17 protein-coding genes and 1 pseudogene are annotated in these 21494 nt (G+C 60.2%); 14 read left to right on the top strand and 4 right to left on the bottom strand.

Annotated features, from left to right (window positions below):
- The first annotated feature begins 37 nt into the window (after nt 1–37).
- Both C4J87_RS04910 and C4J87_RS26295 read left to right on the top strand, forming a co-directional pair.
- Nucleotides 38–3682: an RHS repeat-associated core domain-containing protein gene (locus C4J87_RS04910; RefSeq protein ID WP_256679968.1), complete on the top strand. Its 3645-nt coding sequence runs from the start codon at nt 38–40 to the stop codon at nt 3680–3682.
- 158 nt (nt 3683–3840) lie between these two features.
- Nucleotides 3841–4929 carry an RHS repeat-associated core domain-containing protein gene (locus tag C4J87_RS26295; RefSeq protein ID WP_256679969.1) on the top strand — a complete coding sequence of 363 codons (1089 nt, stop codon included), beginning with the start codon at nt 3841–3843 and terminating at the stop codon, nt 4927–4929.
- 62 nt (nt 4930–4991) lie between these two features.
- Here C4J87_RS26295 and rhlB read toward each other — a convergent pair whose 3' ends face one another.
- Both rhlB and C4J87_RS04920 read right to left on the bottom strand, forming a co-directional pair.
- Nucleotides 4992–6458, bottom strand: a complete 1467-nt coding sequence (gene rhlB, locus C4J87_RS04915; protein ID WP_124365913.1) for an ATP-dependent RNA helicase RhlB — start codon at nt 6456–6458, stop codon at nt 4992–4994.
- A 95-nt stretch (nt 6459–6553) separates the two neighbouring features.
- Nucleotides 6554–7210, bottom strand: a complete 657-nt coding sequence (locus C4J87_RS04920; RefSeq protein WP_124365914.1) for an alpha/beta hydrolase — start codon at nt 7208–7210, stop codon at nt 6554–6556.
- Between the two features lie 345 nt (nt 7211–7555).
- Here C4J87_RS04920 and C4J87_RS04925 point away from each other — a divergent pair, with 345 nt between their 5' ends.
- The 4 genes from C4J87_RS04925 to C4J87_RS04940 all read left to right on the top strand — a co-directional run bounded on the left by C4J87_RS04925 (nt 7556) and on the right by C4J87_RS04940 (nt 11725).
- Nucleotides 7556–8587, top strand: coding sequence for an amino acid ABC transporter substrate-binding protein (locus C4J87_RS04925; protein ID WP_048723770.1), 1032 nt, complete (start codon nt 7556–7558; stop codon nt 8585–8587).
- Nucleotides 8588–8659: 72 nt separating this feature from the next.
- A complete protein-coding gene (locus tag C4J87_RS04930; protein WP_124365915.1) occupies nt 8660–9841 on the top strand; it encodes an amino acid ABC transporter permease in 1182 nt (393 codons plus the stop codon).
- A gap of 10 nt (nt 9842–9851) precedes the next feature.
- Complete coding sequence (locus C4J87_RS04935) at nt 9852–10949, top strand: amino acid ABC transporter permease (protein ID WP_124365916.1); 1098 nt, start codon at nt 9852–9854, stop codon at nt 10947–10949.
- A gap of 11 nt (nt 10950–10960) precedes the next feature.
- A complete protein-coding gene (locus C4J87_RS04940; protein ID WP_003171943.1) occupies nt 10961–11725 on the top strand; it encodes an amino acid ABC transporter ATP-binding protein in 765 nt (254 codons plus the stop codon).
- A gap of 60 nt (nt 11726–11785) precedes the next feature.
- Here the strand turns inward: C4J87_RS04940 and C4J87_RS04945 are convergent, their stop codons facing one another.
- Together C4J87_RS04945 and C4J87_RS04950 are read right to left on the bottom strand one after the other, a co-directional pair.
- Nucleotides 11786–12274 carry a type II toxin-antitoxin system MqsA family antitoxin gene (locus C4J87_RS04945; protein ID WP_124365917.1) on the bottom strand — a complete coding sequence of 163 codons (489 nt, stop codon included), beginning with the start codon at nt 12272–12274 and terminating at the stop codon, nt 11786–11788.
- The gene (locus tag C4J87_RS04950) at nt 12271–12582 is read right to left on the bottom strand and encodes a type II toxin-antitoxin system MqsR family toxin (RefSeq protein WP_124365918.1); all 312 of its coding nucleotides are present in this window, start codon (nt 12580–12582) and stop codon (nt 12271–12273) included. The genes C4J87_RS04945 and C4J87_RS04950 overlap by 4 nt, the downstream gene beginning before the upstream one ends.
- Nucleotides 12583–12741: 159 nt before the next feature.
- Here C4J87_RS04950 and C4J87_RS04955 point away from each other — a divergent pair, with 159 nt between their 5' ends.
- The 8 genes and pseudogenes from C4J87_RS04955 to dacB all read left to right on the top strand — a co-directional run bounded on the left by C4J87_RS04955 (nt 12742) and on the right by dacB (nt 21494).
- The gene (locus tag C4J87_RS04955; RefSeq protein WP_124365919.1) at nt 12742–13401 is read left to right on the top strand and encodes a FadR/GntR family transcriptional regulator; all 660 of its coding nucleotides are present in this window, start codon (nt 12742–12744) and stop codon (nt 13399–13401) included.
- Nucleotides 13391–14665, top strand: a complete 1275-nt coding sequence (locus C4J87_RS04960) for a CynX/NimT family MFS transporter (RefSeq protein WP_124365920.1) — start codon at nt 13391–13393, stop codon at nt 14663–14665. Before C4J87_RS04955 ends, C4J87_RS04960 begins: the two co-directional genes overlap by 11 nt.
- Before the next feature lie 308 nt (nt 14666–14973).
- On the top strand, nt 14974–15708 hold the full coding sequence (locus tag C4J87_RS04965; protein ID WP_256679970.1) for a response regulator: 735 nt from the start codon (nt 14974–14976) through the stop codon (nt 15706–15708).
- Nucleotides 15709–15904: 196 nt separating this feature from the next.
- Nucleotides 15905–16540, top strand: coding sequence for a response regulator transcription factor (locus C4J87_RS04970; protein ID WP_124365922.1), 636 nt, complete (start codon nt 15905–15907; stop codon nt 16538–16540).
- Between the two features lie 69 nt (nt 16541–16609).
- The gene (locus C4J87_RS04975; protein ID WP_124365923.1) at nt 16610–17080 is read left to right on the top strand and encodes a nuclear transport factor 2 family protein; all 471 of its coding nucleotides are present in this window, start codon (nt 16610–16612) and stop codon (nt 17078–17080) included.
- A 36-nt stretch (nt 17081–17116) separates the two neighbouring features.
- Complete coding sequence (locus C4J87_RS04980; protein ID WP_124361413.1) at nt 17117–17389, top strand: GIY-YIG nuclease family protein; 273 nt, start codon at nt 17117–17119, stop codon at nt 17387–17389.
- Between the two features lie 133 nt (nt 17390–17522).
- Complete coding sequence (locus tag C4J87_RS04985) at nt 17523–19937, top strand: TonB-dependent receptor (protein WP_124365924.1); 2415 nt, start codon at nt 17523–17525, stop codon at nt 19935–19937.
- A gap of 100 nt (nt 19938–20037) precedes the next feature.
- A pseudogene (gene dacB / locus C4J87_RS04990) lies at nt 20038–21494 on the top strand (D-alanyl-D-alanine carboxypeptidase/D-alanyl-D-alanine-endopeptidase).

A 21494-nucleotide genomic window follows, 5' to 3' on the forward strand; every position in this document is an offset into this window, starting at 1 on the left:
AAATTGCCGTGATTTTTCTTGAGCGCAGGAGCTTCACATGAATGTCTATTCCAATGCATTTAATTTTTCCTCGTACTTAAGCGGTTCAGTCGATCCGCGTACAGGTCAATATGGATGCCAGATCCGTTTGGCGCAATTCTCCCCTCAAGGGCCTATTGAAGTCAGTCGCAGCATTGTTTTGTCATTCTCCATGCTCAGCTCTGAAAGTACGCCATACGGATTGGGTTGGCGGCTGAGTAATACGCAGTTTGATCTCAGCAACGCCCAACTTACCTTGCTCAGCGGCGAGCAGTTTAAAACACAAGGTATGCCTTCAGTTGGCGGCGTGATGGTGTTCAAAGATCGAAAACTTAAAGATCTGGTAGTAAGACGCACAGATGAAACCACACTCCATGTGATTTATCGGGATGGCACTGTCGAAGTTTTGCAGCGTACCAGCAGCACACTCCCTTATCGGATCACTTCCATACGATTCGAAAATGGTGAAGTGTTCACCTTCCGCTACGCCGCGGGCGGCGCTCTTGAGCGGGTTCTCAATCACAAGCAGGAAGAGTTGCTGGTGCTGACCTATGCGAGTGGAGCCCTGCAAACGGCTGATGCGCGAGTGGAGGGTAGTCGTTACGCGCGCATGCGGTTTACTCAGACCAATGGTCGCCTCACCGGTGTTACCGCACCTTATGACCGTAGTGGCCCACCTGAGATCGCGGCCTATCAATTTACCTACCGGACACCGTTTCGTAATGGGCTGGTGGCGATCGAGCGGATGCAACTGCCTATGGGCGGGGATGAACGGATCAGCTACACCGAGAACGGCCATCAATATGGCAATAACCAGTTCATCCCTCGGGTGTCCAGTTGGACGCAAACCCCAGGTGCCAATCAACCTCCCATGATCCGGACTTATAGTTATAGTTCTGGCACAAATTTTACCGGGTTCCCCTATTCCGCTGGTTTTCATGAAGGGGAGGACAATCTGTATCTGATTGGCGGCGCCTATGACTATTGGACTGAGGAGCAAGTCATCGACTCGGCAAATGACAATGCCGTGCTGACCGTTACCTGTACCACCTACAACAAGTTCCACCTGCTGACCGAAGAATCGGTATTGCGTGAAGGTACGCGGGCCAAGACTACCATCGCCTATAACGTGGTCCCCGGCCTGTTCCCCGCCCAGCCCCCCAACCTCCAACTGCCGAAAACCATCACCAAGCGCTATGAACTGGTGGCCGGTGGCACGGCGCGTGAAGAAATCCAGCAGATCGAGACAGACGACTACGGCAACGAACTGAGCCGCACCGGGGCATCCGGGATTCGCACCGAATACACCTATTACCCGATTGCCGGCGAGAGCGGCAAGTGCCCGGCTGACCCCCATAATTTATTCCCGCGCTACCTCAAGCAAGAGCGCCTCATACCTGTGGGAGGCACGCCTGCACCCGTGCTCACGGAGTACACCCATACCCGCGTGCCGCAGACGGGCAGCAGTTACTTTGTTCTGCAGCAGTCGAGCAGCCAGGCCGGTGTATTTTCGATGCAGCAAAGCTACTACGAAACCCCTGTCGAGTTGGCTGGCCGGCTGAAGAGCAGCATCAGTACGCTCGACGGGCAGGTATTGGTCAGTGATTTCAGTTACACCGTTACAGGTGACAATCTTGTGGAAACCCGACGCCTGACGGGGCGCGAGGGGCATTGGCTTGAGGCGGTGCGCACGCTGTCGCTGGTCAATCGACGCCTGCTGTCGATGGCGCGAGACGGTGGCAGCACTCTCGCCTTGGCGTTTGATATAAGCGGCCGGCTGACGGAAGAAACGGTTTCCCCTGGAAAACCACTGCAAGCGAGTCGACGCTATGCCTACCATTTTGCGACGCAGGCTAAACGGGCCCATCTGATCACCACGGATGCACAAGGTAACAAGGCCATTACCTACTTCGACGGCGCTGGTCGTCAGGTATCCGAGGCTCAACTGATTGGCCCGAACCAGGACCAGGAGCGTGCCACCGCAACGTGGCGGTATGACGCGCTTGGGCAAACCGTGGAGACGGTCAATTTCGATTACCTGGCCGACCGACAGATTTCACTGAAGAGCACCCATTCCTACAACCGTTGGGGCAATGCCAGCCGTGTGGCTCGTTCTGATGGCAGCGTCGAGATCAATGAGTACGACCCGCTGCTGAATCAAACAGAGGAAGGCGTTGCAGGCGGTGAGCGGCTGGTGAGCTATTTCAATGCGCATAACCAACCGATAAAGGTGGAACGGCTGGACGCCAATAATAATAAAGTCGAAGTGGAGTCGCGCACCTACGATGGCCTGGGCCGATGCCTGTCGGTACTGGACGTCAGCAAAAACAGCACTGAATTTGCCTACGATACGTTTGGCCGACTGCAGACGGCTCTTCAAAAACCGGTAGACGGTACCCCGCAACGGCTGCGTAAAACCGACTATGCCCCAGGTACCAGCGCTGAACTGGCCACTGCGATTACGGTCGATGGTAAGCGGCTGGGGACGCGAACTTACGACAGCCTGGGCCGAATGGCCAGCCAGGCGCGAGGGACGGGGCAGGCTACGACCTGGGAGTATGAGGCGGGGTGGATCGAGCCGATCGCCATGGTGACCCCCCGTGGAGTTCGTCAGAGCCTGACCTATGACAAGGAGTTGGATGTAGCGAGTCGGATTGAGATGACAGGACTCCCCGTGAGCACCTATCGGCATGACCCGATTAACGGAGCGTTGACCCGTTCGGAGACCAATGGCCTTATCCATGAGTTCTTTCTGGATGCCAACGGCCATACCGAAAAGGACGTTCAAACCGCCAGCGGCACCACCTTGACCGCGCAGTACAGCTATTCCCCGGCAGGGCGCCTGCTTCATCAAACGGCTGCCGATGGTCAGAGCAGCCTACTTGAGTACGATACCCACGGACGATTCTCCCGGATGACCACCGGCCCCATGGTCATTGAACAGTCCTACGATACGTTGGGCCGACCCGAGAGCCTGACCACCGCCTATGACAATACGCGAGTCGTTACCAAGGTGTCCTACGATTCGCTGGGGCGGGAAGCCGAGCGCCGCTTTGAGCAAAACGGCGCGCTGTTGCAGGTGATGAGCAGCACCTATCACACCAACAGTATGTTGGAGACCCGGTTCCTTCGGAATGCGAGTTCACAGGTGGTGATCGGTGAAACCTTCACCTACGATGCCTACCTGCGGCTTAAGACCTATCGCTGTGAAGGCCTTGAACATCCCAAGGATCGACTGGGGCGTGCCATCACCGGGCAAGACTTCAGCTTTGATAACCTCAATAACATCACGCGGGTAGTGACCACTTTTGCCGATGGCACCCAAGATACGTGCGAGCGTTTTTTCACCGGCGCCGACCCCACCCAACTGACCCGCCTGACCCACACGCTTCCGGTACAGAATTTCACAGCGGCCTATGATGCCGCCGGCAACTTGCAGACGAGTCCCGCAGGCCAGGCCTATACCTATGATGGTTTCGAGCAACTGACTGCTGTGCAGGCCAATGCCTTCAATTATAACTATCGGTACGATGCCGAAGCCCGGCAGGTCGTCGCTGCCCGCAGCAATGAGCCGCCCGTGATGCTGGCATACGCCGGGGACCGCCTTGATACCCTGGTTGAAGGCAGCAGGAGATTCGCTACTTCGACGGTGCGGACCAGGTGATGGCGCGTACTGGCGGGGTGGAAGGCCCGCAACTGCATATGAACGATGCCGCCGGCAGCGTCCGCGGGATTTCGTCCCCGGGCCAGGCACCTGTGGGTCGCCACTACACGCCTTATGGTGATACGCAGATCCCTCGGGATGACGGTAAACCCCGCACCATGGCCGATTTGCAACTGCCGGCGTTCAACGGCCAGCGCCTGGATGCGGCGATCAATCTGTATTTCCTGGGCAACGGTCAGCGTGCCTACGACCCAGACCTGATGATGTTCTTGCAGCCCGATCCGTTGAGTCCATTTGATGAGGGGGGAATCAACAGCTACGCCTATTGTGCCGGTAACCCGATTAACCTGATGGACCCCAGCGGGTTGTTGCCAACTTGGTTGAAGTGGACGTTGACCGGCGTTGCGTTGGCGCTGTCGGTAGTAACACTGGGGTTTGGGGCAGTTGGTCTAGCGGGAGCGGTAGCGGCGTATGGGGCAGCGTCTATTGCTACGGGACTCGCAGCGGCTCTAACGACGGCGACGGTGGTGGCGGTGCCAGCCGCTACGGGAGCTGTGGCCGGGGCGGGCGCCGTAGCCGCTGCGACTGCCGCTGCGACTGCCGTTGCGGCTACGGCAGCCGCAGCGGCGTGGGTGATCGCCTCCAAGACAGCGCTTGTCGTCGGGGCGGGGCTTGGTGTTGTAAGCGGGACGCTGAGTGTCACCGCGATGGCTATTACCGAGGTCGACAAAGCCATGGGGTGGGACCGTTCGGGCCACATCCGAAATCTTGGTTGGGCATCCTTCGGATTCTCTTTGGCCTCATTGGCAGTGAGTGTGGCGGGGGCCTATACCTCGGCGCATATGGCCTACAGTTCTGCTGCTGCAAAGTTTTCAGGTGTCGGCACACTGAAAGACGCACCCATCGGCACTGCGCTATCCGCCGCAGGCAAGCGTATGGTGGGCTTAACCTACAAGTTCACTGATAAAACCGGCATCACCCGATTCAGCCAGACTTTCGGGGCCACACGGGCGATTTTGAGGTTTACTAACCTTGGTCGCTCGCTCGAAAGTAGATTCTTATCGCCGGCCACGCCCGCACCACAGGGGGGCGGTAGTGGCGGGGCTGCTTCGGCCCAGCCCCAATCGCAACCTACGGTCAGCCGGTTAGTCGATATGCCGAGCGGCAGTGCCGGCTACTACCAGGCATTCAGAGACGAGGCATCGCGCGTTCGCCAGCCCATCACGGGGGAATTGTATCGGGGGTAGTGCCAGCGTTTGCCTGCGTCGCGCCCCCTGTGGAGCGAGTTCGCTCCACATGGGCATGTTCCTTACGGGTGCTTACGTTCCACAGCCCGCAACAGATGCGTCGGCGGCGTTTCGCAACTGATCTTGCGCCCCAGCAGCGTCTCGATCGACGGCAGCTGATACGAGTCATCTTCCCCGGCAAAGCTGATCGAAACGCCCGCCGCCCCCGCACGGCCGGTGCGGCCAATGCGGTGCACATAGTCGTCCGGCATTTCCGGCAGGGTGAAGTTGATCACGTGGCTGATGCCGTCGATGTGAATCCCGCGGCCCGCCACATCGGTGGCCACCAGCACGCGGATCTTGCCTTCGCGAAAGCCTTCCAGGGTCTTGATGCGCTTGTGCTGTGGCACATCACCAGACAGTTGCGCGGCGTTGACGCCATCACGTACCAGGCGCTCTTCGATGCGGCGTACTTCGTCCTTGCGGTTGGCAAATACCATCACGCGCTCCCAACCGTTGTCGTTGATCAGGTTGTAGAGCAGCTTGTACTTGTCGGCACCGGCGACGGCGTAGATGTGTTGCTCGACGTTTTCGCTGGCGACGTTGAGTGCTTCGATCTCGACGATGGACGGGTCGGTGGTCCACTGCTTGGCGAGGTTCATCACGTCTTCGGTGAAGGTCGCGGAGAACAGCAGGGTCTGGCGCTCGGCCTTTGGCGGAGTCTGGCGAATGATCTGACGCACCTGTGGGATGAAGCCCATGTCGAGCATGCGGTCGGCTTCGTCCAGCACCATCACTTCGACCATGTCCAGGTGTACGTCGCCGCGCTGGTTGAAGTCGAGCAGGCGGCCTGGGGTCGCGACGAGGATGTCGCAATGACGGGCCTCGAGGTGCTTGAGCTGTTTGTCGAAGTCCATGCCGCCGACGAACGTCATCACGTTGAGGCCGGTGTACTTGGTCAAGTCGGCAGCGTCCTTGGCGATCTGCACCACCAGCTCCCGGGTAGGGGCGATGATCAGTGCGCGCGGCTCGCCCATGTAGCGCTCTTTCGGCGGCGGCGTCTGCAGCAGCTGGGTGATGATCGAGATCAGGAACGCGGCGGTCTTGCCGGTGCCGGTCTGGGCACGGCCGATAGCGTCTTTGCCGGCGAGGGTGAAGCCCAGCACCTGCGCCTGGATTGGCGTGCAGTACGGGAAGCCCAGGTCCTGGATGGCGTGCATCAGTTCCGGGGCCAGGTTGAAGTCATGGAAGCGGGTTTTGCCTTCCTGGGGCTCGACGACGAAGTCTTCGAGTTTCCACGGCGTCACGGGCGGCTTGGGCGCGCGTTCGCGGCGTGGTTTGGCGACAGGCTCGGCGAGGGTCTCAGCGGGCTCGGCCTGTTCGGGCGGCGTCACCGAGGCTGTTTTCGGTGCGGCGGCAGGTGCGATCCGCTCGGGCTGCCTGCCGTCATTGCGGTTGCCGGGCTTGGGAGCGGGAGCACTGGGAACAGGCGCGAGCGGCTCAGCCTCGCTTTTGCCGAACATCTTCTTGAGTGCTTTGAGCACGGTCATCTCATTAATTGGTTAAGGAATGTACGCCGGCCAGTGTAATGCAAGAATCGGGCGCGGCGTAGTGCGTCTGTCATACAACTACATCAACGCGGGTTTCAGCGCAGGCGCTCGGTCAGCCAGGTGCCGATATCGCGTATCTCTTCGGGTAACACTTCGTGGCCCATTGGGTATTCCTGCCATGTCACGGTGACACTACGGTGCTTTAAATGCTCGTAGGCGCTGCGGCCCATGGCGTTTTGCACCACCTCGTCATACTGGCCATGCAGGCACAGGACAGGGATGCGTTGCTGGCTGGCGGATAATTCCAGCGTATCGTCGAAGGTTGGCGCGTAGGTGGAGAGGGCGATCACGCCACCCAGCGGGCCCTGCCATTGTTTAAACGCAGTGTGGAAAACCACCGCGCCGCCCTGGGAAAAGCCCGCCAGGAAAACCCGCGAAGCGTCTATTCCGGTTCTCTTCTGCGCCTCGATCAAATCCGTGACCATCGTGGTCGACGCTTCCAGTTCTTCCAGGCTGATGGAACGGGCTGGGCTCATGGCCCTGATGTCGTACCAGCTCGGCATCTCGTAGCCACCGTTGATCGTCACCGCACGGGTGGGCGCCTGGGGCAAAACGAAGCGGGTGGTCAGTAAAGTTTGCTGCAGCATTTCGGCTACCGGCAGGAAGTCGTAGCGGTCGGCGCCCAGGCCATGCAGCCAAATAACACAGGCATCTGCGGGCTTGGCGGGCTCAAGGATCAAGGGTTCGGTCATGTCTGCTCCATAGCTGTGCGGGCGCTCCGATTAAGTGCGTCGGAACGGTGCGCGACAGGTTGATCTGTTAAGAGAATGTCGCAAGGGTGAATCTTTTGCCATTGAACATCGCCGTCAGCGACTCAGCCAGCACTCTGGTACGGGCCTTGCTATGTGTAGGTCGATGTCAGAACTCTCCTAGGGCGGTAACACTATCAGTGACTGCCGCTTGTGGGAAAGCAACTGGAATTACCGCAAAAATCTCATGCTGCTCGACCCCAAAAAAAGCCAACACGGGTCGATATCGCCTCATAAGGGTGCGCTGAGGTTGGAGCTCCGACACAACAAGAGCAACTGGAGGTTTGAATGAAGGTATTGAAATCCACCCTGGCCATCGTGACCGCGGCCGCTGTATTGGGTGTCAGTGGTTTTGCCCAAGCTGGCGCCACCCTGGATGCCGTGCAGAAGAAAGGCTTCGTGCAGTGTGGCGTGAGTGACGGCCTGCCGGGTTTCTCGGTGCCGGATGCCAGCGGCAAGATCCTCGGGATCGACGCTGACGTGTGCCGCGCCGTGGCCGCCGCCGTTTTCGGTGACGCAACCAAGGTCAAGTTCAGCCAGTTGAACGCCAAGGAGCGTTTCACCGCGCTTCAATCGGGCGAGGTCGACATCCTGTCGCGCAACACCACCATGACCAGCTCTCGCGATGCGGGCATGGGCCTGAAATTCCCGGGCTTCATCACCTACTACGACGGCATCGGCTTCCTGGTTAACAACAAGCTGGGCGTGAAAAGCGCCAAGGAACTGGACGGTGCAACCATTTGCATCCAGGCCGGTACCACCACCGAGCTGAACGTTTCCGACTACTTCCGTGGCAACAACCTCAAATACACCCCGATCACCTTCGACACCTCCGATGAAAGCGCCAAGTCGCTGGAATCCGGGCGTTGCGACGTACTGACCTCCGACAAGTCCCAACTGTTCGCCCAGCGCAGCAAGCTGGCCGCGCCGAAGGACTACGTGGTTCTGCCGGAAACCATTTCCAAGGAACCGCTGGGCCCGGTCGTGCGTAATGGCGACGACGAGTGGCTGGCCATCGTGCGCTGGGTTGGCTACGCCATGCTCAACGCTGAAGAAGCCGGCATCACGTCGAAAAACGTCGAAGCTGAAGCCAAGTCCACCAAGAACCCGGACGTCGCGCGTCTGCTCGGTGCTGACGGCGAATACGGCAAAGACCTGAAAGTGAAGAAAGACTGGGTCGTACAGATCGTCAAGCAAGTCGGTAACTACGGCGAAGTGTTCGAGCGCAACCTGGGCAAGAGCACCCCGCTGGAAATCGACCGTGGCCTGAACGCCCTGTGGAACGCCGGCGGCATTCAATACGCACCTCCTGTGCGCTGATCGCTGATGGTTCTGTCACCCGGTGGGCCAACCGCCGGGTGATGTTCTGTTCCATTCTTTCCGGGGCACTTCATGCAAAATCAAATCGGCGCACCCAAGCAGAAGCTCAGCTTCAGCGATCCCAAAGTGCGTGCGTGGCTCTTCCAGATCATCACGATAGTGGCGGTGGTCTCGCTGGGCTGGTACCTCTTCAACAATACCCAGACCAACCTGCAACACCGGGGCATCACCTCGGGGTTCGACTTTCTTGAGCGCAGTGCCGGCTTTGGCATCGCGCAGCATTTGATTGATTACACCGAGTCGGACAGCTATGCCCGGGTGTTTGTGATCGGTTTGCTCAACACCCTGCTGGTGACCTTTATCGGCGTGATCCTGGCGACCCTGCTCGGGTTCGTCATTGGCGTGGCGCGGCTGTCGCCGAACTGGATGATCAACAAGCTGGCGACGGTGTATGTGGAAGTGTTCCGCAACATTCCGCCGCTGCTGCAGATCCTGTTCTGGTACTTCGCGGTGTTCCTGACCATGCCGGGGCCGCGTAACAGTCATAACTTCGGCGATACCTTTTTTGTCAGCAGTCGTGGCCTGAATATGCCGGCAGCGCTTGCCGCTGACGGTTTCTGGCCGTTTGTGGTCAGCGTCGTGGTGGCGATTGCGGCAATCGTGCTGATGGCGCGCTGGGCCAACAAGCGCTTTGAAGCGACCGGCGTACCTTTCCATAAATTCTGGGTGGGCCTGGCGCTGTTCATTGTGATCCCGGCGTTGTGCGCATTGATCTTCGGCGCGCCGCTGCACTGGGAAATGCCGAAGCTTTCAGGCTTCAACTTTGTCGGCGGCTGGGTGTTGATTCCCGAACTGTTGGCACTGACCCTGGCGCTGACGGTTTATACTGCGGCGTTTATCGCCGAGATCGTGCGCTCGGGCATCAAGTCCGTCAGTCACGGCCAGACCGAAGCGGCGCGTTCCCTGGGCCTGCGCCCCGGGCCGACGTTGCGCAAGGTCATCATCCCGCAAGCGTTGCGGGTGATCATTCCGCCGTTGACCAGCCAATACCTGAACCTGGCGAAAAACTCGTCGCTGGCCGCCGGTATCGGTTACCCGGAAATGGTTTCGCTGTTTGCCGGCACGGTGCTCAACCAGACCGGCCAGGCCATCGAAGTCATTGCCATCACCATGAGCGTGTACCTGGCGATCAGCATCAGCATTTCCCTGCTGATGAACTGGTACAACAAGCGCATTGCGCTGATCGAGCGGTGAGGAAACCTGCATGAGTTCGCATACGTTCAAACCTGATATGCCGCCGCCGAGCAAAGTCTTCGGGCCGATGGCATGGATGCGCGCCAACCTGTTTTCCAGTTGGCTCAATACCCTGCTGACCTTGTTGGCGTTCTATCTGATCTACCTGGTGGTGCCGCCGATTCTGAGCTGGGCGATCATCGACGCCAACTGGGTCGGCACCACGCGCGCCGATTGCACCAAGGAGGGCGCCTGCTGGGTGTTCATCCAACAGCGCTTCGGGCAGTTCATGTACGGCTACTACCCCGGCGACCTGCGCTGGCGCGTGGACCTCACCGTATGGCTGGCCATCGTCGGCGTGGCGCCGTTGTTCATCTCGCGTTTTCAACGCAAGGCGGTCTACGGCCTGAGCTTTCTGGTGCTGTACCCGATCATCTCGTTCTTCCTGCTGCATGGCGGGATCTTCGGCCTGGCCAACGTGGCGACCAGCCAATGGGGCGGCCTGATGCTGACCCTGGTGATCGCCACCGTCGGCATCGCCGGCGCCTTGCCCCTGGGCATCATGTTGGCGCTGGGACGGCGTTCGAACATGCCGGCCATTCGTGTGGTCTGCGTGACCTTCATCGAATTCTGGCGCGGCGTGCCGTTGATCACCGTGCTGTTCATGTCCTCGGTGATGCTGCCGTTGTTCCTGCCCGAAGGCATGGGCATCGACAAGCTGCTGCGCGCGTTGATCGGCGTGATCCTGTTCCAGTCGGCCTACGTGGCTGAAGTGGTGCGCGGTGGTTTGCAGGCGATTCCCAAGGGCCAGTACGAAGCGGCCGCAGCGATGGGCCTGGGTTACTGGCGTTCGATGGGCCTGGTGATTCTGCCGCAAGCCCTGAAGATGGTCATCCCCGGCATCGTCAATACGTTTATTGCGCTGTTCAAGGACACCAGCCTGGTGATCATCATTGGCCTGTTCGACCTGCTCAACAGCGTCAAGCAAGCCGCCGCCGACCCGAAATGGCTGGGCATGGCCACTGAAGGCTATGTGTTCGCCGCCCTGGTGTTCTGGATTTTCTGTTTTGGTATGTCGCGCTATTCCATTCATTTGGAACACAAGCTCGACACAGGCCACAAGCGTTAGGAGTTGATGTGATGAGCGAAGCGATCAAACAGCCTGTGAGCCCTGAAGGCATTATCCAGATGCAGGGCGTCAACAAATGGTACGGCCAGTTCCATGTGTTGAAAGACATCAACCTCAACGTCAAGCAGGGCGAGCGTATCGTACTGTGCGGCCCGTCGGGTTCGGGCAAGTCCACCACCATCCGCTGCCTCAACCGTCTGGAAGAACACCAGCAGGGCCGCATCGTGGTCGATGGCGTGGAATTGACCAACGACCTCAAGCAGATCGAGGCGATCCGCCGTGAAGTCGGCATGGTGTTCCAGCACTTCAACCTGTTCCCGCACCTGACCATCCTGCAGAACTGCACGCTGGCGCCGATGTGGGTGCGCAAGATGCCCAAGCGCAAGGCCGAAGAAATCGCCATGCACTACCTTGAGCGCGTGCGCATTCCGGAGCAGGCCCACAAGTTTCCGGGGCAACTTTCCGGCGGTCAGCAACAGCGCGTGGCGATTGCCCGCGCGCTGTGCATGAAGCCGAAAATCATGCTGTTCGATGAGCCGACCTCGGCCCTCGACCCGGAAATGGTGAAGGAAGTACTCGACACCATGATCGGCCTGGCCGAAGACGGCATGACCATGTTGTGCGTAACCCACGAAATGGGCTTTGCCCGCACCGTGGCCAACCGCGTGATCTTCATGGACAAGGGCGAGATTGTGGAACAGGCGGCGCCGAACGACTTCTTCGATAACCCGCAGAATGATCGGACCAAGTTGTTCTTGAGCCAGATTCTGCATTGATGAATGGATGATGCTTGAACACTAAACCCGGCCTTGGTGCCGGGTTTATTGTTTGGAGGATCAAGAGGCTTTGAGGGCTTCTGGCGTTTCGTTATTGAGGGTGTAGGTAAAGGCGTTGCGCAGGTCTGCGCCCTCGGCCAGTTCCTTGGCGTCGGTGAGCAAGTGCGGGTGACGACCCAGTAGACGCATCAACACCATCAGTGGTTTGGGCGGTGTTATTTCGCCGCGTTCGTAGCGTGAAAAAGCGTTGTGCCCGCCGCCGGACAGCCATTGCACGGTTTCTTTCTGCGTGAGCTGCAGCTTGCGGCGAATACGCTTGAGTTCGACGCCCATCATCCGCCGGGCGGCGTGGAGCAGTTCATCACCTGCCTTGGCATGGCGTTCGCTGCTGTCGGGGTCGTACATGCCGTCCTCGCAAACTTGGCATTCCCAGCCCGAAAGATCATCAATGCGCCGCTCCATACCTTTTATGCGCAGGGTTTCGCTGCGGCCTTCAAAGCGTGTCATGGCGTCGGGGGCACCACAAATACAGCATTGTTGGGTTTTCATGGGTTCATCCCTTTGAAGGAGATCACCGGTGGGTTACTGCCAGAGCAGTAAGTGACCTTGATGTAAATCTCCAGACCATGTGAATGGATGTGGTAGACGTCTTGCCAGACCCGATGATCGGCATAGGTGGTCATCGACTTGTACAACATCCGGTTTTTCAGTTCGTAAACGATCGCCTGCATCTCGCTGATATCCAGGTCGAGAGCCTTTCCTGTTTCCTTGGCCGCACGGGTGAATGCTCTTTCTCCCAGCCGCCTGACATCCGCCTTGATCACCGCCAGATCGTAATGAGGTGTGTACTTTTCCATAAGACACCTGCGTCCAATAATTACCCTCTGAGGGTAATTTTACCAATCGAAAATTCTGTTCTTTTTCCTGCCTGAAAATCCTAGTGCGTTGCCTTTGTAGGCAACTCCGAATAGGCTGTAGGAAAATTCATCCTATGATTGGACGAAAGCGTAAAACCCATGACAGACATCGCCCCGTTGATCAAACGCTCCCTGGTGGACCAGGCCCTGGAGCAGTTGCGCTGGCGCATAACCGAAGGAAAATGGGCCATCGGCGAACGCCTGCCCACCGAACCGGAGCTCTCCGCCGAGCTAGGCATCAGCCGCAATACCGTGCGCGAGGCCATGCGTGTATTGGCGTTTTCCGGCTTGATCGAAATCCGCCAGGGCGATGGCAGCTATTTGCGTTCGATGACCGACCCGCTGGGGGCGATGCGTGCGTTGTCCCATTGCTCGCTGGAACAGGCGCAGGAAACGCGGCAGATCCTCGAAATGGAAGCCATCGGGCTCGCGGCGTTGCGCCGTAGCGATGACGACCTCGTCGCGCTACGCCAAGCCCTCCAGGCCAGCGCCGCGTTGTATCACGGTGAACTGGAGGCCTACATCAGCGCCGACCTGGTGTTCCACCAACGCTTGGTGGACGCGGCGCACAACCCAGCCCTAAGCGAGCTGTACCTTTATTTTTCAAGCATTGTCGGCGCCCAACTGCGTCAGACCCTGAACACCTCGCCGCGTCGCCAGGCCGTGTTCGACCTGCATATCGCCCTGCTCGACGCCGTGGAACACCAAGACCCGGAACGCGCCAAATCCCTCTGCCGGCAGTTGATCAATGAACCTTGAAGCCCCAAACAAGCAACGTGCAACCGAACTGGAAGAATTGCTGATCGATGCCGAAGCCGACGACGAGCTGGTCCAGCAGCACGAGCCGGTGGTCAGCCGGCCGTGGCTGTTGCTGCTCGGCCTGGTCCTGGTGGCGTTGAACCTGCGCCCGGCGTTGTCGAGCCTGTCGCCGCTGCTCAGCGAAGTGTCCGCCAGCCTGGGTTTGTCGGGGGCCAGGGCCGGTTTGCTGACCACCTTGCCGGTGCTGTGCCTGGGGCTGTTCGCGCCGCTGGCACCGATCCTGGCCCGGCGTTTTGGCGCCGAGCGCGTGGTCCTCGGGATTCTGCTGACACTCGCCGGCGGCATCATCCTGCGCAGTTCTCTCGGGGAGTTCGGCCTGTTCGCCGGTAGCCTGCTGGCCGGTGCGAGCATCGGCATCATCGGTGTGTTGCTGCCGGGCATCGTCAAGCGTGATTTCGCCAGGCAGGCCGGCGCCATGACCGGTGTCTACTCCATGGCCCTGTGCCTGGGCGCGGCCCTGGCTGCTGGCGCGACCGTGCCCTTGAGCCATTATTTCGCGGGCAGTTGGGCCATCGGCCTGGGCTTCTGGATGGTGCCGGCCCTGGTGGCGGCGCTGTTCTGGTTGCCTCAGGTGGGCCAGAAACACAGCGCCCATCAGGTGGCTTACCGGGTCAAGGGCTTGCTGCGCGACCCGCTGGCCTGGCAGGTCACCGTGTACATGGGCCTGCAATCCTCCCTGGCCTACATCGTGTTCGGCTGGTTGCCGTCGATCCTGATCGGTCGTGGCCTGAGCGCCACCGAGGCCGGGCTGGCGCTGTCGGGCTCGATCATCCTGCAGTTGTTCAGTTCCCTGGCCGCGCCGTGGCTGGCCACACGCGGCAAGGACCAGCGCCTGGCAATCGTGGTGGTGATGCTGCTGACGCTCGGCGGTCTGTTCGGTTGCCTGTATGCGCCACTCGATGGCCTGTGGGGCTGGGCGATTCTGCTGGGTCTGGGGCAGGGCGGCACCTTCAGCCTGGCGCTGACCTTGATCGTGCTGCGCTCCCGGGATTCCCATGTCGCCGCCAACCTCTCAGGCATGGCCCAGGGCATTGGCTACACCCTCGCGTCGATGGGCCCGTTTGCGGTCGGTCTGGTGCATGACTGGACCGGCGGCTGGACGGCGATCGGTTGGATCTTCGCCGTGATCGGCCTCGGCGCGATTATCGCGGGCCTTGGCGCCGGTCGTGCGCGCTACGTAAACGTCACCAGCGAGAAAGTCTAAAGGCAGACACTTTCAACAGTGCCTGCATGGCACGCCACTCCAGTGCGCTGCCAGTGGATAGTGGCTTTTTCGTAGTTGTTGTATCGGCTTTCAATCACTCAAAAGGTTATCTGTTTCTGGTCGATAACGCCCAAAAGGATTAGGCAATCATTCCTGCATAGGGCCCCCATGGCGATTGCATCAGTGTCACAGGTTGCCGCTGGATCAATAGCCATGGAGAGGGAGTGATGGTTTCGCTGCAAGGTTCAACCCCAGGAGCGAGCCGCAAACCAGATCCGCCGGTTGTCCCCCCGCTCCATTGGCAGCACATGAATATCCTGGTGGTGGAAGATCATTCAGCCTACCGGCTGCTGTTGGGCTGGATGTTGCAGAAGCTGGGCCTGGGGTACGAATTGGCCGCCGATGGGTTCATGGGGCTGGAGGCGCTTACCCGCCGGCCCTTTGATTTGGTGATCTGCGATTGCCAGATGCCGTTTATGGATGGTTACAGCATGGCTAGCGCCATTCGCCAGCATGAGCACGACCACGGATTGAGGCGAGTACCGATCATTGCCTTGACCGCCAATCTGCAAAACGATATCCCCCGGCGCTGTCGCGAAGCGGGCATGGATGCCTGGCTGCTCAAGCCACTGACCCTGGAACAATTGCACGCCGTGCTGACGCACTGGTTGCCTGGCAGTGATGCTCCGCAAGCCGGCCAGGAGACTGCGCCAGCCCCTGGCTGGCCAACCCGCGACACGCTTGTCGCGACGTTTGGCAGCGACGCGATCGTCGATCAACTGCTCGAAGGCCTGCTGGTGGAAGCCTGGGAAGACTATCGCGTCTTGCGCCACGCCCGTTCAACGCGCAACGCCTCACTGGCTGCCGAACGCCTGCATCGCCTGGTGGGTAGCCTGGTATTTCTGGGCGGCAGCGACCTTGAGTCCACTGCCACGCAATTGATCGAGCAGATCCAGTCCGGCGATGTTGCTTCCCACTCGGTGCAACTGGAGCTGTTCCAGGCACGTTTGTGCGTGTATCTCGAATACTTGTCCCGTCTCTGAATCCGCGCCTGCAAGGCTTTTCGTTTCCGAGTGAGCTGGTTTTGACTGTAGGTGTTTTCCTGTTGTTTTGTAGGCAAAAATTTAGCTGGTACAGAACATTGGGCGTGGCTGCAAGTGACGCTTTGTTAGCTGTTGTTGATGATTGCCGGCGGAGGTATTTTGCGCTGATTCAAGTTGCAATCATTCGTGGGTACCTATGCTTCGAGTAATTATTGCTGACGATCACCCTATTGTTCGCATCGGGCAAAGGGTCGTGATCGAGGCGAATGGAAGATGCACAGTGGTCGGTGAGGCCGACGGTCCTGATCAGTTGCTTGACGTGTTGAGCACAACCCCGTGCGACGTGCTGGTCACGGATTTCGCCATGCCAGGCGGCCAGCAGGCCGATGGCTACGGTTTGTTGGGCCTGCTGCACCGCCAGTATCCGCAGGTGCCGGTGATTGTGGTGACGATGTTCGCCAGCATCGCCATCTTGCGTGCAGCTTTTTCCCATGGTGTGCGCGGCGTGGTCGCCAAGAGTGCTTCGGCCAAAGAGTTGCCCCAGGCGATCAAGGCCGTGTGTGCGGGCCAGACCTTCACCAGCGAATCCCTGCGCTTGCAGCTGGTGGAGTCGGGAGTGGGCGACCAGTCCGGGCAGCCTAAATTGTCCGACAAGGAGCGCGAGGTGGTGCGAATGTTGGCCAGCGGCATGACCGTCAGCCAGATTGCGGCGCAGGTCAACCGCAGTATTTCCACCATCAGCAAGCAGAAAAGCACGGCCATGCAACGTTTGAGTATTTCGACGGATGTCGATTTGTTTGCTTATGCGCGCGATACGGGAATGGTGCCGTAGAAAGCAATGGCATTCTCTTGTTACGCGGACTATCGTTCGGCATCCCTGTTCATCCTGCGAAAACTGCCCATGAGTGATGCCCATAACGCCCTGGTAACTGAGTTCTATAGCGCCTTTCAGCGCCTGGATGCCGAAGCCATGGCCGCCTGTTATACCCAGGACGTGGTGTTCAGCGATCCGGCCTTCGGCGAACTGCGCGGGCAGGACGCCGGCGACATGTGGCGCATGCTCACCACTCGGGCCAAGGATTTTTCCCTGACCTTTGACGACGTGCGCAGCGAGGGCAACGCGGGCAGCGCGCACTGGGTGGCGACATACCTGTTCAGCGCGACCGGCAATACGGTGGTCAACGATATTCAGGCGCGCTTCGTGTTTCGTGACGGCAGGATTTGCGAGCATCACGACCATTTCGACCTGTGGCGCTGGTCGCGCCAGGCATTGGGCACCAAGGGCCTGTTACTGGGCTGGACGCCCTTGGTGAAAAACGCCGTACGCGCCCAGGCGCGCAAAGGTTTGAAGGCATTCCAGGCCGGTCGTTGATAAGCTGGGTGCTTCTGTACAGTGCCGAATCCCGTCGTGAACACGCCTGAATCCAAACCCTGGTTCGTCTACCTGGTGCGCGCCGCCAATGGCTCGCTGTATTGCGGCATCAGCAATGACCCGGTGCGCCGGTTCGCCACCCATCAAAGCGGCAAGGGCGCGCGGTTTTTCCTCTCCAGCCCCGCCGTTGCGCTGGTGTACACCGAGCAATGTGCGAGCAAAGGCGAAGCACTGCGCCAGGAACGCTTGATCAAGAAATTGAAGAAGAGCGCCAAGGAGTGCCTGGCGACCAGTGCTTCATCAGGCTGACTGACAGGTTCCCATCAGGCGCCATAACAAAATATTTGCAAACAAGGGTGAGGTAAACCGCTCGCCCATCCGTGTAGTGCTTGAAACTGCGATCAATTCGCATTAACAGCGTTTTTACACGGGTGCTCACAGCATGAAATCGACGGCGGGCGGTAGGCTCAAACAATGGCTGGGAGCCTCGGTATTTTCAGTCTCGGCGCTGGCGTTGCTGCCCCTGGCCGTGGCACAGGCGCAGGAACAGCAAAGCGCCCAGTTCACGTTTGCTCTGGCGGCCAAACCACTGCCCCAGGCGCTGAGTGATTTCAGCCGGGTCACCGGGATTAGCGTGATCTATACCGATGAAGCGCCTTACGGCCTCAACGCCCCGGCGCTCAACGGGCAGATGAGCGCGACCCAGGCGCTGCAACGCCTGCTGGGCAACTCCGGCTTCACCTTCCGCCAGATCGACGCCCGTACCCTGGCGCTGGAACCGCTGCCCGCCGACGGCGCGGTCAGTCTCGGTGCCACCACCATCAGCGCTGCCAGCCCTGGCCAGGACAGCACCAGCTACCAGCCGCCGCCGACCAGCTCGGTGATGCGCTCCCAGGGCCTGCTGCTGGAAACCCCGCAAACCGTCAACGTGGTACCCGCCCAGGTCTTGCGCGATCAACAACCGCGCAACCTGGATGACGCGCTGGGCAATATCAGCGGCATCACCCAGTCCAACACCCTTGGCAGCACCCAGGACGCGGTGATGCTGCGCGGCTTCGGCGACAACCGTAACGGCTCGATCATGAAGGACGGCATGCCGGTGGTGCAGGGCCGTGCGTTGAACGCCACCGCCGACCGCGTGGAAGTGCTCAAGGGGCCGTCGTCGTTGCTGTACGGCATCCAGGACCCGGGCGGCGTGGTCAACATCGTCAGCAAAAAGCCCGAGTTGGTGCAGTCCACGTCCTTGACCGCGCGCGGCTCGACCTTCGGCAGCGGCAAGAATGGCAGTGGCGGCAGCCTGGACACCACCGGCCCGATTGGCGACGGCGGCCTGGCCTATCGCCTGATCGTCGACCATGAAGACGAAGACTACTGGCGCAACTACGGCACCCACCGTGAAACCCTGGTGGCGCCGTCGCTGGGTTGGTATGGCGACGCGACCCAAGTGGTGTTCGCCTATGAGCACCGCGAGTTTCTGTCGCCGTTCGACCGCGGCACGGCCATCGATCCAAAAACCAATCACCCGCTGAACATCCCCGCGACCCGCCGCCTGGATGAGCCGTTCAACGATATGGAAGGCCGCTCCGACCTGTACCGCCTGACCGTCGACCACGACCTGAACGACGACTGGAAAGCCCACTTCGGCTACAGCTGGAACCGTGAAACCTACGACGCCAGCCAGGTGCGCGTGGTCAAGGTCAACACCAACGGCACGCTGACCCGCAGCATGGACGGCACCCAGGGCGCGCTGACCACTGACCGCTTCGCCACCGCCAGCCTTGAGGGCAAGGTCGACGTGGCCGGCATGCGCCACGACCTGGTGTTCGGGCTGGACGATGAATACCGCAAAATCCACCGCGCCGAGCTGATTCGCCAGGCGCCACGCGGCAGTTTCAACTACAACGATCCGGTCTACGGCAACGAAGTGGCGGGCTCCAATGTCAGCGCGCCGGACAGCAACCAGACCGATCTGCTGCGCAGCGATTCGCTGTTCTTCCAGGACGCCATCCACCTGAACGACCAATGGATCCTGGTGGGCGGCGCGCGCTACCAGATGTACGACCAATACGCCGGCAAAGGCGTGCCGTTCACTGCCAACACCGACGGCAACGGCCAGAAGTGGGTGCCGCGTGCCGGGCTGGTGTATCGCTACACCGACGAACTGTCGTTCTACGGCAGCTACACCGAGTCGTTCAAACCCAACTCCACCATTGCGCCGCTGGCCAACAAAACGGTGCTGGAGGGCAGCCTGCAGCCGGAAGAATCCAAGGCCTGGGAGCTGGGTACCAAGTTCGACCTGCCGGGGCGCATCACCGCGAGCGCCGCGCTGTTCACCATCGATAAGCGCAACGTGCTGGTGCAGGTGGGCGAGGGGCTGACCTCGGTCTACAGCGTGGCGGGCAAGGTGCGTTCCCGTGGCCTGGAGCTGGATGCCAGCGGCCAACTGAGCGATAAGTGGAGCCTGATCGGCAGTTACGCCTACACCGATGCCGAGGTCACCGACGACCCGACGCTCAAAGGCAACCGCCTGCAAAACGTGGCGAAAAATACCGCGTCGCTGTTGGCCGTGTATGACTTCGGCAGCCTGCTGGGTGGCGATCAACTGCGCGTCGGTGCCGGTGCGCGCTACGTGGGCGAGAGGGCAGGGGATGCGGCCAACAGCTTCGAATTGCCGAGCTATACCGTGGCCGATGCGTTCGCCAGCTATGACACCAAAATCGACGGGCAGAAGGTCAAGTTCCAGCTCAATGTGAAAAACCTTTTCGACCGCACTTACTACACCTCTTCGGTGAACACCCAGTTCGTGTCCATCGGTGATGCGCGGCAGGTGTCGGTGTCCAGCACCCTTACCTTCTGACCGGATTTGCTTTTTTGTGGGAGGGGGGATTGCACCCTCCCACATTGACACCTGAGCTGTTAGCGTTGCCGGCATTCGATGCCTACGGAAAACGCTACTGATGCATTTTGGAAGATGGCTACACACCTGCGCGCTGCTGGTCGGCTTGAGCTTGTTACTGGGCGGCTGCGCCAGCGTTTCACACCCCGCCCCCCAGCGGCGCTCGACCAACTGTTGGCCGACCCGGCGTTGCGTGGCGCCACGGTTTCACTGACGGTGCGCGACGTACGCAGCGGCGACACGCTGTATCAACACAATCCGAGCACGCGGTTGGTACCGGCTTCCAACCTCAAGCTGCTGACCACTGCAGCGGCTATGGACGTGCTGGGGCCGCAGTACCGCTTCGCCACGCAGCTGCTCAGTGACGGCACGCGCCAGGGCGAACGCCTGACCGGCAACCTGTACCTGCGCGGCCTTGGCGACCCGACCCTGCAGCTCGCCGACTACCAGGCCCTGGCGGCGCAACTGGCCAGCCAGGGCATCCGCCAGGTCCAGGGCGACCTGGTGTTCGACGATACCTGGTTCGATGCCGAACGCCTGGGCGTCGATTGGTCTCACGATGATGAAACCACCTACTACGGCGCGCAGATTTCCGCGTTGACGGTGTCGCCCAATGCTGACTTTGACGCAGGCAGCGTATTGGTCACCGCCAAGGCGCCGGTGCGGGCCGGTTTGCCGGTGAGTGTCGACCTCTACCCGCCCAGCGATTACCTGCAATTGAACAACCGCGCCGTCAGTGGGCCGGGCAACAGCTATGGGATCAACCGCCGGCATGGCACCAACCTGTTGCAGCTCAGCGGCACCGTTGCGCCGGGCAGGCAGAGCGAGCAATTGGTCAGCGTGTGGGAGCCGACGCAGTGGGTGGCCAATCTGTTTGAACAAGCGCTGGCGCAACAGGGCATCAGGGTGCAGGGCCGTCGCATCATGGGCGGTGCAAGTCCGGCCACGGCGACATTGCTGGCCGAGCATCGATCGGCGCCCTTGCAGGAATTGATCACGCCGCTGCTCAAGCTCTCCAACAACACCATGTCCGAAGCCTTGCTCAAAGCCATGGGCCGCAAGACCGCCAATAGCGGCACGGCGGCGGCGGGTGCCGTGGCCGTGGCAGGGTTCCTCAAGCGTCAGGGGTTGGATACGAGCACCTTGAGCCAGGTGGACGGCTCGGGCCTGTCACGGCGTAATTTGCTGTCGTCGCAGACCCTTTCCGACCTGCTGCTGGCCGCAAGCAAACAGCCGTGGTTCGATGCCTGGTACAACGCATTGCCAATTGCCGGCAACAGCGATCGCATGACCGGCGGCAGCTTGCGCTATCGGCTGCGCGCCACGGCCGCCGAGAACAACCTGCACGGCAAGACCGGTTCCATGAGCGGGGTGTCGTCCCTGAGCGGTTACCTCACAGATGCCCAAGGACGGCGACTGGTGTTTGCGATGATCAGCAATAACTACCTGAGCGACACCGCCAGCATCCATGCTCTGGAAAACCGCCTGGCCGTGGCCCTCGCGCAGTGGCACGACTGA

It is taken from the genome of Pseudomonas sp. R1-43-08 (genome assembly GCF_003852255.1).
In the GTDB taxonomy this organism is placed as follows: Bacteria; Pseudomonadota; Gammaproteobacteria; order Pseudomonadales; family Pseudomonadaceae; genus Aquipseudomonas.